Origin of the sequence: Methylocystis sp. SB2, assembly GCF_049817085.1 — a bacterium.
Taxonomy (GTDB): domain Bacteria; phylum Pseudomonadota; class Alphaproteobacteria; order Rhizobiales; family Beijerinckiaceae; genus Methylocystis; species Methylocystis rosea.
This window is the reverse complement of record NZ_CP187401.1, coordinates 1299922-1313801: the sequence shown is the minus strand read 5'-3', so window position 1 is coordinate 1313801 and position 13880 is coordinate 1299922. Positions and strand designations below refer to the sequence as shown.

Annotated in this window: 14 protein-coding genes; 7 read left to right on the top strand and 7 right to left on the bottom strand. The window is 58.5% G+C overall.

All coding sequences use genetic code 11. The annotated features are described in order from the left end of the window. The first annotated feature begins 37 nt into the window (after nucleotides 1-37). Nucleotides 38-421 (top strand): hypothetical protein, encoded by a 384-nt coding sequence (locus ACPS74_RS06510; protein WP_239753988.1) that lies wholly within the window; start codon nucleotides 38-40, stop codon nucleotides 419-421. A gap of 87 nt (nucleotides 422-508) precedes the next feature. Here ACPS74_RS06510 and mgtA read toward each other — a convergent pair whose 3' ends face one another. Continuing rightward, on the bottom strand, nucleotides 509-3187 hold the full coding sequence (gene mgtA, locus ACPS74_RS06505) for a magnesium-translocating P-type ATPase (RefSeq protein WP_083481299.1): 2679 nt from the start codon (nucleotides 3185-3187) through the stop codon (nucleotides 509-511). Nucleotides 3188-3675: 488 nt separating this feature from the next. On the opposite strand from mgtA, the gene ACPS74_RS06500 reads away from it, so the two are divergent. After that, nucleotides 3676-3858: a hypothetical protein gene (locus tag ACPS74_RS06500; RefSeq protein ID WP_029648506.1), complete on the top strand. Its 183-nt coding sequence runs from the start codon at nucleotides 3676-3678 to the stop codon at nucleotides 3856-3858. A gap of 271 nt (nucleotides 3859-4129) precedes the next feature. On the opposite strand, the gene ACPS74_RS06495 is transcribed toward ACPS74_RS06500, so the two are convergent. The 4 genes from ACPS74_RS06495 to ACPS74_RS06480 all read right to left on the bottom strand — a co-directional run bounded on the left by ACPS74_RS06495 (nucleotide 4130) and on the right by ACPS74_RS06480 (nucleotide 6962). Then, nucleotides 4130-4459 carry a TIGR02300 family protein gene (locus ACPS74_RS06495; protein WP_029648507.1) on the bottom strand — a complete coding sequence of 110 codons (330 nt, stop codon included), beginning with the start codon at nucleotides 4457-4459 and terminating at the stop codon, nucleotides 4130-4132. 384 nt (nucleotides 4460-4843) lie between these two features. Further along, nucleotides 4844-5521 carry a hypothetical protein gene (locus ACPS74_RS06490; RefSeq protein WP_029648508.1) on the bottom strand — a complete coding sequence of 226 codons (678 nt, stop codon included), beginning with the start codon at nucleotides 5519-5521 and terminating at the stop codon, nucleotides 4844-4846. Nucleotides 5522-5665: 144 nt separating this feature from the next. Next, nucleotides 5666-6214, bottom strand: a complete 549-nt coding sequence (locus ACPS74_RS06485) for a hypothetical protein (RefSeq protein WP_347371958.1) — start codon at nucleotides 6212-6214, stop codon at nucleotides 5666-5668. A 490-nt stretch (nucleotides 6215-6704) separates the two neighbouring features. Next, a complete protein-coding gene (locus ACPS74_RS06480; RefSeq protein ID WP_018409217.1) occupies nucleotides 6705-6962 on the bottom strand; it encodes a hypothetical protein in 258 nt (85 codons plus the stop codon). A 406-nt stretch (nucleotides 6963-7368) separates the two neighbouring features. On the opposite strand from ACPS74_RS06480, the gene ACPS74_RS06475 reads away from it, so the two are divergent. Then, on the top strand, nucleotides 7369-8583 hold the full coding sequence (locus ACPS74_RS06475; protein ID WP_051381681.1) for a PepSY-associated TM helix domain-containing protein: 1215 nt from the start codon (nucleotides 7369-7371) through the stop codon (nucleotides 8581-8583). A 33-nt stretch (nucleotides 8584-8616) separates the two neighbouring features. Here ACPS74_RS06475 and ACPS74_RS06470 read toward each other — a convergent pair whose 3' ends face one another. Beyond that, nucleotides 8617-9210: a hypothetical protein gene (locus ACPS74_RS06470; RefSeq protein WP_239753990.1), complete on the bottom strand. Its 594-nt coding sequence runs from the start codon at nucleotides 9208-9210 to the stop codon at nucleotides 8617-8619. Nucleotides 9211-9237: 27 nt separating this feature from the next. Beyond that, nucleotides 9238-9801 (bottom strand): copper resistance CopC family protein, encoded by a 564-nt coding sequence (locus tag ACPS74_RS06465; protein WP_244471397.1) that lies wholly within the window; start codon nucleotides 9799-9801, stop codon nucleotides 9238-9240. Between the two features lie 254 nt (nucleotides 9802-10055). Between ACPS74_RS06465 and ACPS74_RS06460 the strand changes: the two genes are divergently transcribed. From ACPS74_RS06460 to ACPS74_RS06445, 4 genes are all read left to right on the top strand, one after another. Continuing rightward, nucleotides 10056-11195 carry a HupE/UreJ family protein gene (locus tag ACPS74_RS06460; RefSeq protein WP_029648513.1) on the top strand — a complete coding sequence of 380 codons (1140 nt, stop codon included), beginning with the start codon at nucleotides 10056-10058 and terminating at the stop codon, nucleotides 11193-11195. Between the two features lie 396 nt (nucleotides 11196-11591). After that, complete coding sequence (locus ACPS74_RS06455; RefSeq protein WP_018409212.1) at nucleotides 11592-11888, top strand: HdeA/HdeB family chaperone; 297 nt, start codon at nucleotides 11592-11594, stop codon at nucleotides 11886-11888. A gap of 17 nt (nucleotides 11889-11905) precedes the next feature. Then, nucleotides 11906-12199: an HdeA/HdeB family chaperone gene (locus ACPS74_RS06450; RefSeq protein WP_029648514.1), complete on the top strand. Its 294-nt coding sequence runs from the start codon at nucleotides 11906-11908 to the stop codon at nucleotides 12197-12199. Nucleotides 12200-12581: 382 nt separating this feature from the next. Continuing rightward, nucleotides 12582-13874 carry a family 1 glycosylhydrolase gene (locus ACPS74_RS06445; protein WP_029648515.1) on the top strand — a complete coding sequence of 431 codons (1293 nt, stop codon included), beginning with the start codon at nucleotides 12582-12584 and terminating at the stop codon, nucleotides 13872-13874. Nucleotides 13875-13880 lie beyond the last annotated feature (6 nt).

Genomic DNA, 13880 nt, shown 5'->3' with positions numbered 1-13880 from the left:
GTCCAACACTTCGACAGCAAACGGCTGAGGCATTGCGATGACCACTATGGTGATGAAGGAAACGCGCTCTTCGAAGCTGGCCAACTTTCTCGGTTGGTTTTCGATTGCGTTAGGACTCGCCGAACTCTTCGCGCCGCGCCGTGTTGGCCGAATGGTTGGCGTCGAAGGCGACGGAAGCCTCGTGCAGGCCTACGGGCTTCGCGAACTTCTTGGCGGCGTCGGCATTCTTGCCGCACGCCAGAAAGCGCCGTGGCTTTGGGCGCGCGTTGCCGGCGATGTGCTGGATATGGCGACCCTCGCGCCAGGCCTCTACAGCATCCGTCGGAATCGCCAGTTGGCGAGCGGGCTCGCGGTCGCCGCCGTCGCCGCCATCGCGCTCCTCGATATATTTGGCGCAGCTCAGGCGCAGGGTCAGCGATAGCGCCGCGCTGGGCTTGACCTCGGGGCGAAGCGCGCCTCGCCGTGGAAGGTCGAACGAAGAAGCGGAGCTTTCCGCGCCGCCGCCTTTCTAAGAAGTCGTTCCGCGAGCAGAGCCGGCGCGCAACCGAACGCCAGGCCTATTGAACCATCGGTAAAACCCCTGATTGGCGAATTCGACAATCACCAGATAGGCGACCACCATCGCGGCGAGCAACACATAGAATCGACCCGGCGGCGGCACGAATCCGAAATAAGACGCGAGCGGGCTAAACGGCAGCAATGCGCCGATGATCGCTATCGCGCACGACGTTGCGACAAGAACAGGATTGGCGCGACTCTTGAAGGGATTGCCGCGCGTGCGAATGATAAAAATCACCAAGACCTGCGTGGACAGCGATTCGACAAACCAGCCGGTTCGAAACAACGCTTCATCGGCGTTCAAAATCGCCATCAAAATATAAAAGGTCAAAAAGTCGAACGCCGAACTTATCGGGCCGATGATGAGCATAAAATTGCGAATGAAGCTAATGTCGAGAACTTGCGGTCGGCGCAAGTCGTCGACATCGACCTCGTCCAAGGGAATCGGCACTTCCGAAATGTCATAAAGAATGTTGTTGAGAAGAATTTGCGTCGGCAACATTGGCAAGAACGGCAGCAAGAGCGACGCGCCCGCCATGCTGAACATATTGCCGAAATTCGAACTGGTGCCCATCATGATATATTTCATGACGTTCGCGAATGTGCGACGACCCTCTAGCACGCCTTCATGAAGAACGTGCAGATCCTGGTCGAGAAGGATCATATCGGCCGCTTCCTTGGCGACGTCGACAGCTGAATCGACAGAAAGACCGACATCAGCCGAGTGCAAGGAGGGGGCGTCGTTGATCCCGTCGCCTAAATATCCGACGACGTGATCGTTGGCTTTGAGCGCGAGAATAACGCGATCTTTTTGCGAAGGATTTACCCGGCAAAACAGGTTGGTCTGCTCCACTTTGACGCGAAGGGCGGCTTCGTCCATTTCGCTAATCTCTTTGCCGGTCAGCACACCCTCGACCGCGATGTTCAAGCTTGTGCAGACATGCTGCGTGACGAGTTCGCTGTCGCCCGTGACGATCTTGACCGTCACGCCGCTTTCGGCGAGCGCTGCAAGCGCCGTTCGAGCGCTCGTTTTGGGAGGATCGAGAAATCCCGCAAAGCCAGCGAACACCAAGTCGATCTCATCGCCGACGACGGCGTGCGGGTGGTCACGAGGCGCTTGTCGCCAAGCGATTCCCAACAGTCGAAACCCGTCGGATTCGAGGGCGATGCGTTGTGCGCTGATCCGCGCAAGCGCTGAGGCGTCGAGTGACGCCTGGACCCGGTTGTCCGTGTCTTCGTAGGAGTTGCAAAGAGCAACTATTTCCTCGGCGGCGCCTTTGACCACCAAAAGCCGTTCGTCACGTCCTTCGAGAAGCACGGAGACGCGCCGCCTTTCGAAGTCGAAAGGAACTTCGTCAATCTTTTTCCAATCGCGCACATCAATGTTTTGATGGTCGAGAATTGCCTCGTCGAGAGGACTTTTGAGGCCTGTCTCAAAAGCGCTGTTCAGATAGGCGAGTTCGAGAACGCGGTCGCTGGGCTTGCCCGCTGCGTCCACGTGCTGCTCCAGCCTTATCTTCGCCTCGGTCAATGTGCCGGTTTTATCCGTGCACAGAATGTCCATTGATCCGAGGTTTTGGATGGCGGATAGGCGTTTGACGATGACGCGCTTCTTCGCCATATGCAGGGCGCCTCGCGACAGGGTGACCGACACCACCATCGGCAATAGTTCCGGGGTCAAGCCCACGGCGAGCGCGACAGCAAACAGGAACGACTCGAGCCATGGCCTGTGCAGCAGCGCGTTGACCAACAGCACGAACAGCACAAGCAGGATCGTCAGGCGCATGATGAGGAGGCCAAAGCGATGCGTGCCAATCTCGAAGGCCGATGGCGGCGGCTGGCGTCGAATCCGATCGGCGACGGCTCCGATCGCCGTGTCGGCGCCCGTTTTCACCACACGCATTTTGGCGCTGCCGCTGATGACGCTCGTGCCCATGAAGACAGCGTTGGCGGCGTCCTGGATGTCGGTTGCGTCGGACGTCACTGAACCTGGCCGCTTCTCGACAGGGTAAGGCTCTCCCGTTAACAGCGCCTGTTTGACGAACAAGTCGCGCGCTTCCAAAATCAATCCGTCGGCAGGAATCATGTCGCCTGCGGACAAGATGACGAGGTCTCCGGGGACGACGTCGGCGACGGGCGTCTCGACCGCTCTTGCATCGCGGAGAACCTTGGCGCGGACCGATACGGACTGGCGCAAACTCTCCGCAGCTTTTCCGGCGCGATGCTCCTGAACGAAATCAAGGGTGACGCTAAACAGGACGATCGCGAAGATAATTACAAAGTTGGCGACCTCTCCTGTGAGAGCCGAAATTGCACTGGCCACGAGAAGCAAAATGACAAGTGGATTCCTGAAGCGCGAAAGAAATTGCAGGATCAGCGGTTGTTGCTGACCGACATCGAACAAGTTGGGACCAAATTCCGCGAGACGTGCGTGAGCTTCGTCGGTCGTTAATCCGGTCTCGTCGGTCGCCGTTCCCGCTGTGCTGTCAGTCAGCCACCAAGCTGAATCGTCATGCGGCCGTTTCGATATCGTCCCGGTTTTCTTACGCAGCAGAGATCGACGTCTCAACCAGAGGAAGAGGATGAGCCCGAAATAGACGGCGAAAAAATATGAAAACAAGCGGGGCATGTTCAAAGCAGTCGCAGTTGAATTGACACGAGCGTCAACGAGGCGATGGCGATCCATATGCGCAGTGTTTTCACGCTCGCCATCCACTCCTCTGACTACGGGAATGGCTAAAAGAAATTTATGTCCCCGTCGCGTCCGGTTTTCAATTTGCTCGAATTTCTTTAGATTTGGTTGAGCGGCGCATGGCTTGGCCCGCGAATCCTAATCCGGCCACAGCGCTCCAGTCGATCCAGGGATGCTCCGAGCCGGCTTCGCCCATAGGTCAGCGCTACTGGAGCTCCACTCTGCCACCAGTCTTCCACCGATCGCGCGGCCATGTGTCGACGCCGCGATCCTTTCCTGAGGATTGCGCTCGATATTCCGCGCCAGTGCAGCTATGTTTTTTGCACAGGCGTAGTTTCGAGCGTCAGTCACTGAAGGCGATCCATTCCGCTTGAACCGCCTCGAGCTCATCGGACTGGCGTTCAGGCTCGGAGGCTTCGCGGACGATGCATTACGATGCGCTCTTGGCTGCCCTCGTCGCAGGAGTCGTCACTCTCCTCGCGTTTCTTTTTTGGCCAGCGGTGGCGGATCAGCTCCCGGAACTGGCTTGGTCGGCGATCGTCTATCTTTTAGTGCTGCTCGTCGGCGCTTGGATTTTCAACGCCTGGCGTCGGACACGGCGCAAATAGCGGGTTGACAGAGTGAATTAGCGACGGCCGGGCGCCGAGCATCGCTTTCCCACTTGACAGCGGTCAATAAACCTACTCTTAACAGCTCGCCATTTAGATCGCGATCTTTCTCAGGCGAACAGGGTTCATGCGCTTTCTTAAAAAACTCCCAAGCTTTGCCGCGCCGCTTGTCGGCGTCACGGTTGCGCTCGCCCTGTGCATTGTCGTCTTCGCCTTGTCCTTGGCAGGGATGGATCCCAGCCTCGATTAAAGCGGCCTAAAACGTCGCCGTTCATTCGACAGCGGTTTCGACGGCGTCTGCGTCATCGACTTCTTCCAACACCTCGTCAATGCTGTCTTCTTCCTCATCGGCCGTTGTCTCTTCTTCGTCATCAGCCGTCGCCAAGAGAACATGATCGGCGACAGGTTCGATGACCGGCGAAACTGGCGTGGGCCTCGCGAAACTTGTCGAGTAAGGTCGCCTTGCCGCCGAACGCAATACTTCTACGACTTGAAAAGCCGCAGCGCACTTTGGACAGACGATCGGCAAGCGGTTGAGATCGTAAAACGGCGTTGCGCACGTCAGGCATCGGCGTTTCACGCCAAGTTCAGCTTTGGCCATTGAGATCTCCCTTCGAGGTTTGGACTGCGTGCGCTGGCGCGGCAGGATAAATCTTATCGCCCCTGGGACGATTCTGCGCCAAGCGGCTCTAGTTAGCGACTACGTTGTGTTAGCACGGCGGAGACGTTCGGCCCGCAATAATTCGAGATGGCGCCGTGAAGTAGCACAAACCGCCCTTAATACTTGGGGATTCGGTCGCCTGAATGCAAGGCGGAGCCGGTGCGCTGTGAGGGCGCCGTCATCAACACGGAAAAAGAGGACAGGTAAAAAAATAAGAGCGCCACGTGCATGCGGGCGAAAGCCGCCGCTTCAACAGCGGCGGCCAAGGAGAGACGATGCGAGTTTGAGATCCTCGCACCGTCAGGGCGCCACTCGCGCGACCTGTTAGCGCGAGCGCATGAAGCTAAGCAATGTGGCGCTCAGGCTACCGCCGGTGAACACGATCGTCGCGCCAAGCGCAAGCAACGCGACAAGGTTGAGGGTCAGATCATTCGCCGCGCCGGTTATGGCGAGAATCCCCAGCACGATCACGGCCAAACCCGAAAGCGCCTGAATGCCTGCCGAGCCAAAGGCCATTTCGCTGGCGAGAATTTCGCTGCCGCCGGCGCCCATTTGATCTCTGCTCCTCAGCGACTCCTGGCTGAGCACATGCAGTTGCCACACGGCGTTGCTGCTCAGAAGCAGCGCCGATCCGAACGCGATCGCAGCGATCGGCGTCAGCGTTGCAGGCTCAATGCCGAGCAGCGAAAGCACGCCAAGAACGATGCCGGCCACGCCGACGAGGAAGACGACGGACAGGCTGCTCCCGCCGAATCCCTCGACGTTCGTGGTTCTCGAGCCAGCTGGAAAGATGATCTGGGCGTATTCGGACAGCATCGTTCCGCCTTGGATCAACAAGGCGACGCCAAAGACGATGGTGGCGATTGACGCCATCATCGGCGCATTCACGCCCGATAATCCAACGATGGCGATAATGACGGTGGCCACACCGCCGATGGCGTCGATCAGGCCTCCATAGGCCGCCGTTTCACGAAATGTCGACTCCCGAGAAGTAATGGACATGACAGTGCCTCCAGACTTGCGATATCGCCACACGAGCAAGAGCGCGCGCGATTCCACATAGCGTTGGATTCACCCAGTCAAGATCGACACCGCGCTAACGCGGACGTAGACCGCAAGCCACGCCGCAGTGCGTGCAAAGTCTGTTCAGTTTGCACGTCGCGACGTCGAGTGCATAAAGCTGAGAAGAATGGCGTTCAGGCTGCCCCCCTTGAGAACGAGCGCGGAACCGAGAATGAGCAGCGCCACGAGGTTGAACGTGAGGTCGTTCCTTGCGCCGGACACGGCAAGAACGCCGAGCACAACTGCGGCGAAGCCGCCAAAGATCTGAATGCCGGCGGAATCAAAAACCATTTGGTTTGCAAGAATGTCTCTCGAAGACTCCTCGCCCTTGGCTGACGCGCGTCTGACGACATTAAGATGCCACACAGAGACGCTGCTCAAGACAAGCGCGCTCCCGAACATAATCGACGCGATTGGCGTCAGCGCTGCGGCGTTGAAGTCTAGCAGCGAAAGCACGCCTAGAGCGATGCCGCCCGCGCCAAACAGGACCAGCGCCGAACGGCTGCTGACGTTGAAACCGATGATCGGTGAGTTCGCGCCGAGTGGTACAGAAAATCTGGCATACCCAGACATCATGCCGTTGCCCTGGATCAACAGCGTGACGCCGAACAGAATTGTCGCGGTCACCGCCATTATCGGCGCGTAGAAGCCGATGAGTCCAAGAATAGCGAGGATGACGGTTGCAACGCCGCCAACATCTTCGATCAAGCCGCCCTGCCGAGCGCGCGCGGGGAAAGCCGATTCACCGACACTTATCGACATGTTCGTCTCCCAACTTCAGCGCCCCCAAAAGATAAGATTTAATTAGCGGCCATTTGGCGCCGGCAAGATCGATCAGCAAACGCCCAAAGCGTGACCGCGCGCGCGCGTCACCCGCTGGAGGCTGGAGAAGAAGCGCTGAATAAGGATGTGAGGGAGGAGGGGGGCGCACTAGTGGAGTGAGCAAAGCTCGAGATTGCTATCAGGCGGTAAGCGACGCGCGCCGCACAGTAATGACGCGGCGGCACGCCAAATGGTCGCCCAAGCTCAAGAGCGCGTGCGCCGCCTGCGCCATAATTCGTCAAAAGAATTTACCGACTGTCCGCCGACGCGAGATCGCGCTGACAGGACAGCGCAACGCGCGTCAGTCGAGAGCCTTACCGCCTGCCTCTTCACAAGCGGCGACGGAGTCCTTGAAGACCCAGCCCTGGCCCTTGCATGAATTCATACCCTTGCACGCATTTTTGGGGGAGTGACAGTCGGCCTTGCCCTTACAGCTATTGGCGCCGAGACAATGCACTTTGCCCGTCGAAGCCGCCTTTGCGGGCGGCGCAGCGCCAGCGAGAACGATTGAGATCGCAGCAACCGCGAGCGTCGCTCCCTTACATCTATCCGTTTTCATATTTCGTCTCATCCCTGTCCGCACCGCACCAAGTTTGCCACCATGATTTACCGGCCGCGGGTGGTAAAGCAAAAAATGCTCACGCCTTGGAGACAGTATTGGATTTATGAGAAAGGCGCCCACACAGCCGCTCCACGTATACGCGTCAGCCGACGCACTGGGCTGATTGCGCTCCGAAGACTGTATTTTGGTATGCAACTGTAATATAAATCTCACACCGCGCAGCTGAGTTTGGTTGTTCACCTTGGGGACGTGACGAGGCGTTCGAGGGCGGATCGCCTGCCGGGAAGTCGATCGCGCGCTCGTCGCAGCGAGACGGGAGCCGGGTGCGTTGACAAGATTGCCCGAAATCAGTCCGATCAAACGCGATTTGAGTGCGAATGAGCCATGGACCGAGCCGTTCGCAATGTCCGATAGGACGGTCGAAGCCGACCTTGGAAAAGAAGTCGCGTCGCCGTCGCGCGTCCTGCGTCGACGCGAATTCACTCGCCAGGTCTTTCTTCAGATTCATCGAACGATTGGGCTTTTCGCCGGGGCGGTGTTCGTTCTGGTCGGGCTCAGCGGCAGCATTCTCGCCTTTCGCGAGGACATCGACGAATGGCTGAACGCTTCCATCATACGCGTTGAGATCCCGGCGCCGCCCGCTTCCCGCCCGCTCAATGAAATTCTCGCTGCCGCTATCACGGCGATGCCTACCGATGGCAAGGCGGAAAGAGTCACAATGCCGCGCCATTCCGCATCGGCGGCGGCGATCACATACATGGTCGAGACCGACGACCTCGACACCGATGTCTACGAGATGTTCGTCGATCCTTACACAGCGAAGGTCAAAGGCCAGCGCCTTTATCTGCATGGAGACAAGACGCTGTCACAGCCCCTTGTCCCAATCATCATGGCCTTTCATTGGACGCTGCTGCTTGGATTCAACAACGCCTATATACTCGGTTCAATAGCCATACTTATTCTTATCTCTATCCTTGTCGGTCTCTATCTGTGGTGGCCGCGCAATGGCGATTGGCGGCTGGGTTTTAAGATCAAATGGGGCGCTAGCCCAGAGAGAGTCGTTTACGACGCGCATAGAAGCGTCGGCGCTTACTTCAGCGTTTTCTTGTTGGTTACGCTGTTCACCGGAGTCGCCATGATTTTCAAACCGGCGACGCGTTCCGTGGCTGGGCTTTTTTCACAGGTGCGCGCAGATCCGGATTATGGAAAATCGACGCCAATTCCAGGCCGACCGCCGATCGGCGTCGACGAAGCCGTCACAATCGCGGATAAAATCTTCTCCGATGGAAGACTTCACTGGATTCTGCTGCCAAGCACGCCAAGCGGCGTCTATATCGTCGGCAAGCAGTCGAAAGACGAACCCAACAGAACCACAACGTTTCGAAATGTCGGCGTCGATCAGTACAGCGGACAAGTTCTGTATGTGCAAGATCGCAGTGCGTTCACAGCAGGGGAGAGGCTCCTCGAATGGCTCTTCCCGCTGCATACCGGCGAGGCTTTCGGCGTGTTCGGCCGATCGATCGTTCTGGTGGTCGGGCTGACGCCCTTTGTTCTTTACGTCACGGGCTTTCTGCGATGGCGACAAAAGCGCCGTGTGCGAAGGTGCGTGACAGACTGACAAATTCGTTCTGTTCGCTCCGAAGTTGCGGGGTCATCGACCCACGAAGATCGGCATTTCGATCGTGTCCTCTGCGTTCTTCGCCTCGCCGAACGCAAGCTTGAGGAGATATTTTCCCTTGTGAGCGACCGTTGCGTCCAAAGTCACAAAGCCGCTTGAATGCGGATGAGATGGCAAAGCGTTGATCTGTTTCAAGCTCCCTTCAGCATCATATTGATAGAAGGAAAGCGCGACGGATTCGTTTCTCGCTTCCTTTTCCATGAGCGTGACGGAAAAAATGACCTTGCCCGTTCCGGGCACGCGATCGCAGAACTCGTCATACTTGCTCAAATCGTCAGTCGGCCCTCCGGCGCTCTCTTCAGAATCTGGCAGGAAGTAGGTCGTGAGATGCACGGAGTAGAAGTCGCTCACTCCTAGACATTCCGATATGGTGCGATCGCCCGCCTTCACCGCAGGCTGAAGGACATGCGCTTTCCAGAAATCATTCAAACGCTGGTTGAAAGCCGGACCCCAGAATGAGTAGGAAAACATCGCGATATTGACGCCGGCGATCAGAACGATGCCCGCGAATAGCAACAAGTTCAGGCGAACAGTCGGACGCATCGTTTGTTGTTCCTTGTCCTGCACAAAACGACCACGCTTTGAGAAACGTCTCTATGGGCGCACCTCGAACTCCCAAGCGCCGCTGACGAGATGGCCGTCAGCCGAAAGCGCCCGGTAGCGCACGGTGTATTTGCCGGGATTCAGCCGATTCACGCTCACCGACACATGGCTTGGATCGGCGCTATCAATCGCCGCGTCGCGCTTGTCGACCCTTTCGCCCGATGCGCTCACAACCGCCAATGCGGCAAAGGCGTCGCGAATGCCGGCGTCGTACCACACTTCCACTTTTCCGATGTCTTCGGCGCCGACGCCGCCTTGCGCGGGGGAGGTGCGGACAACGATCGCATGCGCCAGAATGATCGCCGGGCGCTGCGGCTCTCGCGGCGGGCGCGACGGGCCGGTGAGTTCCATCCCGGGAGCAGCGCTCAGTTGTTGATCGCGACGTGGGGAGTCAGAGACAGTTCCGTACGCCGCAGCGGGTTGAGGCGTCGCGCCGACTGGCAGGATCGCCGCAAAAAATAGCAGATGCGCATGCCGGTTGATCGACGTCCAGGAAGCGCTTTTTCGACGGGAGAATCTTGCCTGTCCGCTCTTCGTCATGGGGCGAAGTCCCATTTAATCATCATTTCCTAGCCCGCTCGCGCGCAAAGACTGCGTCGGCCGCGAGACGCCGATTGCTCATCTTGTCACAGACTTGACCAGCGACGCCATTCCGCCGCGGCGCCAAAAACTCGCATCGCATCACGTTCAGCGCCCTTGCGTAAGGCTTCCACGTTGATGGACTTGAGCTTGCCCTTCTCCCTCGATATGCATCTTTTTAGAAAAGTGCATACGCCGCAGGCGCGCGGCGCGTCAAGGGAGTCCGCCCGATGATGTGGTTGCTGAACGGCGCGGTCGCTGTCGTTGTGGCGTGTTTCGCGAGTGCGCCGGCGGCGCACGCCCATACGGCGAATATTTCCAGCAGCCGAATCGTGCCGGAAGGCCACGGTCTTTATCGCGTCGAGGTCGGCTTTCTGGGAACTGATATCGAGCGCATGTTCGCCGAAAACAAACCGAAGAACGACGAGGTCGATCTCACCGAGCCGGGCGTGATCGAGGGCATGATCGGCAAGTTCATTCAAAAGCGCGTCGATTTGCAAAATGCGGAAGGTCAAACTTGCGCGAGCACGGTCGTTTCGGTCGGCGATGATCCGACGAATCCTAATGACTCAAAAGTCGTGCTGCGGATGGACTGCAGCGCTGTTCAAGGGCAGGTTTTATACAATCCGTTCAGACTTCTTGATGCGCAGGGGCCGCGTGCGAAACATCTCGTCAGCTTCGGGGAAAAGGCCGATGAATCCAATCTGACCGAGGCGCAGCGCATGGGCCGCGAGCCGGCGCCCGGGCAGGTGATGATCTATCCCGGCGATGCGATGGTGGATCTCTCCAAGCCGTTGCTGACGCCTTGGGAGCTCGCGCCGAAATTTTTCTCCGCCGGGGTCGAGCACATTGTGTCGGGCTATGATCATCTGTGCTTCCTGATCGCCGTGATGCTGTGGGCGACGCGTATCTGGCCCGTCGTCAAGATCGTAACGGCTTTCACCATCTCACATTCGATCACCCTGTCGCTTGCGGCGCTTGAACTCGTCAATTTGCCGAGCAGTTGGGTCGAGATCGCCATCGCGCTGTCGATCATCTATGTGGCCGTCGAGAATTTCTTTACGCGCAAAGTCGACGGGCGCTGGCGCGACACCTTCGCGTTCGGCTTCATCCATGGCTTTGGTTTCGCGAGCGGCCTGATCGAACTCGGCGTTCCTCAGCGGGCCATTGTGCCGGCGTTGGCGAGCTTTAATATCGGCGTCGAAGTCGGGCAGATCGGCGTCGTGCTCGTCGTTCTCCCTTTACTTCTCCTGATCGATAAGAACTTCACTCACGGTCAGCGCAACCCGTTCCTCGTTCAGGTCTGTTCAGCGATCATCGCCTGTTTTGGCGCTTATTGGTTCTTTGTGCGTATTGCCGAGCTGGGCTAGGAAATTATCGGCGGAGCGTCAACTTCCGTGCGGCCGGCGACGCGGCTCATTCCTTGGCGCCGAAAGATGCTGCGGCGTAGTCGTATGCCGGGCTTTCGTCCCTTGAACGCTGTTTTTAAAAGCGAACCGCTCCCAAGGGCGAACTGGCTGATGCGGCCTGGAAAAGCTTGTATGGCGCGCACCGCAAAAATTCAAAGACTCGGAAGCGACCGCCGAGAGTCAATTCACGCCGATGGACTTTCATTTCTTTAATGTTTAGTTCAAGCGCCGGGCTGGGGGCGTTAGGCGGAGCGATAGGCAAGTCCAGCGGACCGCCGGCGTTGGCGAGCCCTTTCCCGGCGAAAGCCGCAGGGTGAGGCGGCTCTTCGGAAATCTGGTTTTATTGGAGGAAATCTTATGAGGAAGCTGATAATTGCGCTTGCCGCGGCGGGAGCGCTCGCGCCTTCGCTGTCCAACGCGCAGGTCAAGATCGACATGACCCGCATCACGTGCGGTGAATTGTTGGCGATGCCGGCCGACGATCAAGCAGATTTCGGGGCGTTTATGGGCGGTTGGTTCGCGCAGAAAAGCGGCCGAACCTTCATCGACGTGAACTTATTCCGGAAAAATTCCGCCAGCGTCAAGAGCTGGTGCGCTTCCAATCCGAATGAGTCGGTCATGGCGGGTCTGCAGCGCGCTTTTGAGCAGAAGTAAAAGGAACGGGGAACCACATGAATCGCAAACTTATTTTCGCTGGCGCTCTCGCCGCGGCCGCCTTCGCCGTTCCGGCCAACGCGCAGGTCACGATCGAAATGTCGGAAATCACCTGCAAGCAGTTCGCCGGATACGACGCAGACACTCAGGACTTTGTCGCCAACTGGATGAGGGGCTATTTCAGCTCCAAGAACAACATCACCGTAATCGATTCGCGCTACGTGCGACGCAATACGGATAAAATCACGCGGTACTGCAAGAAGAAGCCGAATTCTTCGCTCATGGATGCGATCCAGAAGAACGCCCGCTGACCCGAATGAAGCGCACGGCCAGGAGTCGGCCGTGCGCTTTGCCATTTCTCTTTTGAATTTCATTATTTACAGCACCAACGCGGCAGTCTGCCGTCGTCCGACTTTCTCAGCTGCCGGAACGTGATGCGCCGGCGCGCCGGAACCCTCGCCGATCTCTAGGGTTAAGGTAGGGGCCCGCAAGCCGCTGCTGTCTCGAGCTTAAGCGTGCATTCGTGGTGGTTCAGGCGCGACACGCGGCGAAGAGACGGAGGACGCCTTCGATGAACGACGCTCCTACGCCATCGGATCCGGCGCCTACGCTGTCTGTGGTCCCCCGCGGCGACCCTCAGGCTGCCAGACCATTTCCCGCTACTGCGCGCCGCGTTCTTGTGAATCGCGCCTGATGCTTCCGAGCGCGACGGAACTCGATCGGCTCACTGCGCCGGGCGCCTTTCTATGGGCCACCGGCGTTGAAGACACGTTCATCACCGATCCGCATCCAAGAACCGGGCGCATGCTCGACGAATATGAGCTGACGGACCATTACCGGCGGTGGAAAGAGGATATCGCGTTGATGGCGCAATTGGGCGTTCCCTGCGCGCGCTATGGCGTGCCTTGGCATCGGGTGCAACCGGCGCCCGGGACCTGGGATTTCAGCTTCGTCGACGCCGCGCTCGAGCGCATGCTGGAACTTAACATCGATCCTATCGTTGACCTCGTGCATTACGGTTTGCCGCATTGGATGGAACACGCCTTCCTCAACGCAGATTATCCAAGGCGCGTCGCGGAATACGCCGCCCGCCTTGCTGAACGCTTCCGTGGGAGGATCAAGTGGTACACGCCGCTGAACGAGCCTCGGATCACCGCATGGTATTGCGGACGTTTGGGCTGGTGGCCGCCCTACGGGCGCAGCTGGTCGAGTTTCGTTGCGGTGATGTTGTCGATCTGTCGCGGAATCGTCGAAACGACCCGTGCGCTACATGACGTCGACCCTGAAATCGTCGCGTTTCACGTCGACGCCACCGATGTTTTCGAGTCGAGCGACTCCGCCTTGGCCGAGGAGGCAGAGCGGCGTCAAAGGATCGTGTTTCTCGCGCTCGATCTCATCAGCGGGCGCGTCGATCCGCACCATCCGCTGTGGGCCTGGCTTCTGACCCAGGCGGCGGCGGAACCGGCGCTGAACGCCTTTCGTGAACGCCCGCTTGAGCTCTCCGTCATTGGGGTGAACCTTTACCCGATCTTCACGCTCAAAAGGATGTCGCGGGACCGTTTCGGGCGACTGCGCGTTCGAATGCCCTACGCGTCGGGCGCGCTCGTGACGAAGATCGGCGAGATGTATTTCGAACGTTATGGCGCGCCGATCATGATCTCGGAAACCGCGACCAAGGGTTCGGTGAGACAGCGACAGGCCTGGCTCACTGACTCCGTCGAGGCGATGAAGTCGCTGCGCGCGGACGGCGTTCCGATTGTGGGCTACACATGGTGGCCGATGTTCGCGCTGGTGACATGGGCCTATCGTCAGGGGCTGCGGCCCCTCCACGATCATCTTTTGCAAATGGGGCTATGGGATCTCGATTCTGATCCATCGGGGCGGCTGGACCGTATTGAGACGCCCCTTGTCGACGCCTATCGTCGACTGACGTCCGGTGGCGCGGCTGCGGTGGGTCCGCTCGCGCCAACGCCACGGCTGTCGTAGCGCAGC

Coding starts and splice junctions, on each gene's coding strand:
- mgtA (WP_083481299.1), bottom strand. CDS start 3,187: ATGCCCCGCTTGTTTTCATATTTTTTCGCCGTCTATTTCGGGCTCATC.
- ACPS74_RS06455 (WP_018409212.1), top strand. CDS start 11,592: ATGAGGAAGCTGATAATTGCGCTTGCCGCGGCGGGAGCGCTCGCGCCT.
- ACPS74_RS06460 (WP_029648513.1), top strand. CDS start 10,056: ATGATGTGGTTGCTGAACGGCGCGGTCGCTGTCGTTGTGGCGTGTTTC.
- ACPS74_RS06500 (WP_029648506.1), top strand. CDS start 3,676: ATGCATTACGATGCGCTCTTGGCTGCCCTCGTCGCAGGAGTCGTCACT.
- ACPS74_RS06445 (WP_029648515.1), top strand. CDS start 12,582: ATGCTTCCGAGCGCGACGGAACTCGATCGGCTCACTGCGCCGGGCGCC.
- ACPS74_RS06450 (WP_029648514.1), top strand. CDS start 11,906: ATGAATCGCAAACTTATTTTCGCTGGCGCTCTCGCCGCGGCCGCCTTC.
- ACPS74_RS06510 (WP_239753988.1), top strand. CDS start 38: ATGACCACTATGGTGATGAAGGAAACGCGCTCTTCGAAGCTGGCCAAC.
- ACPS74_RS06490 (WP_029648508.1), bottom strand. CDS start 5,521: ATGTCCATTACTTCTCGGGAGTCGACATTTCGTGAAACGGCGGCCTAT.
- ACPS74_RS06475 (WP_051381681.1), top strand. CDS start 7,369: ATGTCCGATAGGACGGTCGAAGCCGACCTTGGAAAAGAAGTCGCGTCG.
- ACPS74_RS06485 (WP_347371958.1), bottom strand. CDS start 6,214: ATGGCGGTGACCGCGACAATTCTGTTCGGCGTCACGCTGTTGATCCAG.
- ACPS74_RS06465 (WP_244471397.1), bottom strand. CDS start 9,801: ATGGGACTTCGCCCCATGACGAAGAGCGGACAGGCAAGATTCTCCCGT.
- ACPS74_RS06480 (WP_018409217.1), bottom strand. CDS start 6,962: ATGAAAACGGATAGATGTAAGGGAGCGACGCTCGCGGTTGCTGCGATC.
- ACPS74_RS06495 (WP_029648507.1), bottom strand. CDS start 4,459: ATGGCCAAAGCTGAACTTGGCGTGAAACGCCGATGCCTGACGTGCGCA.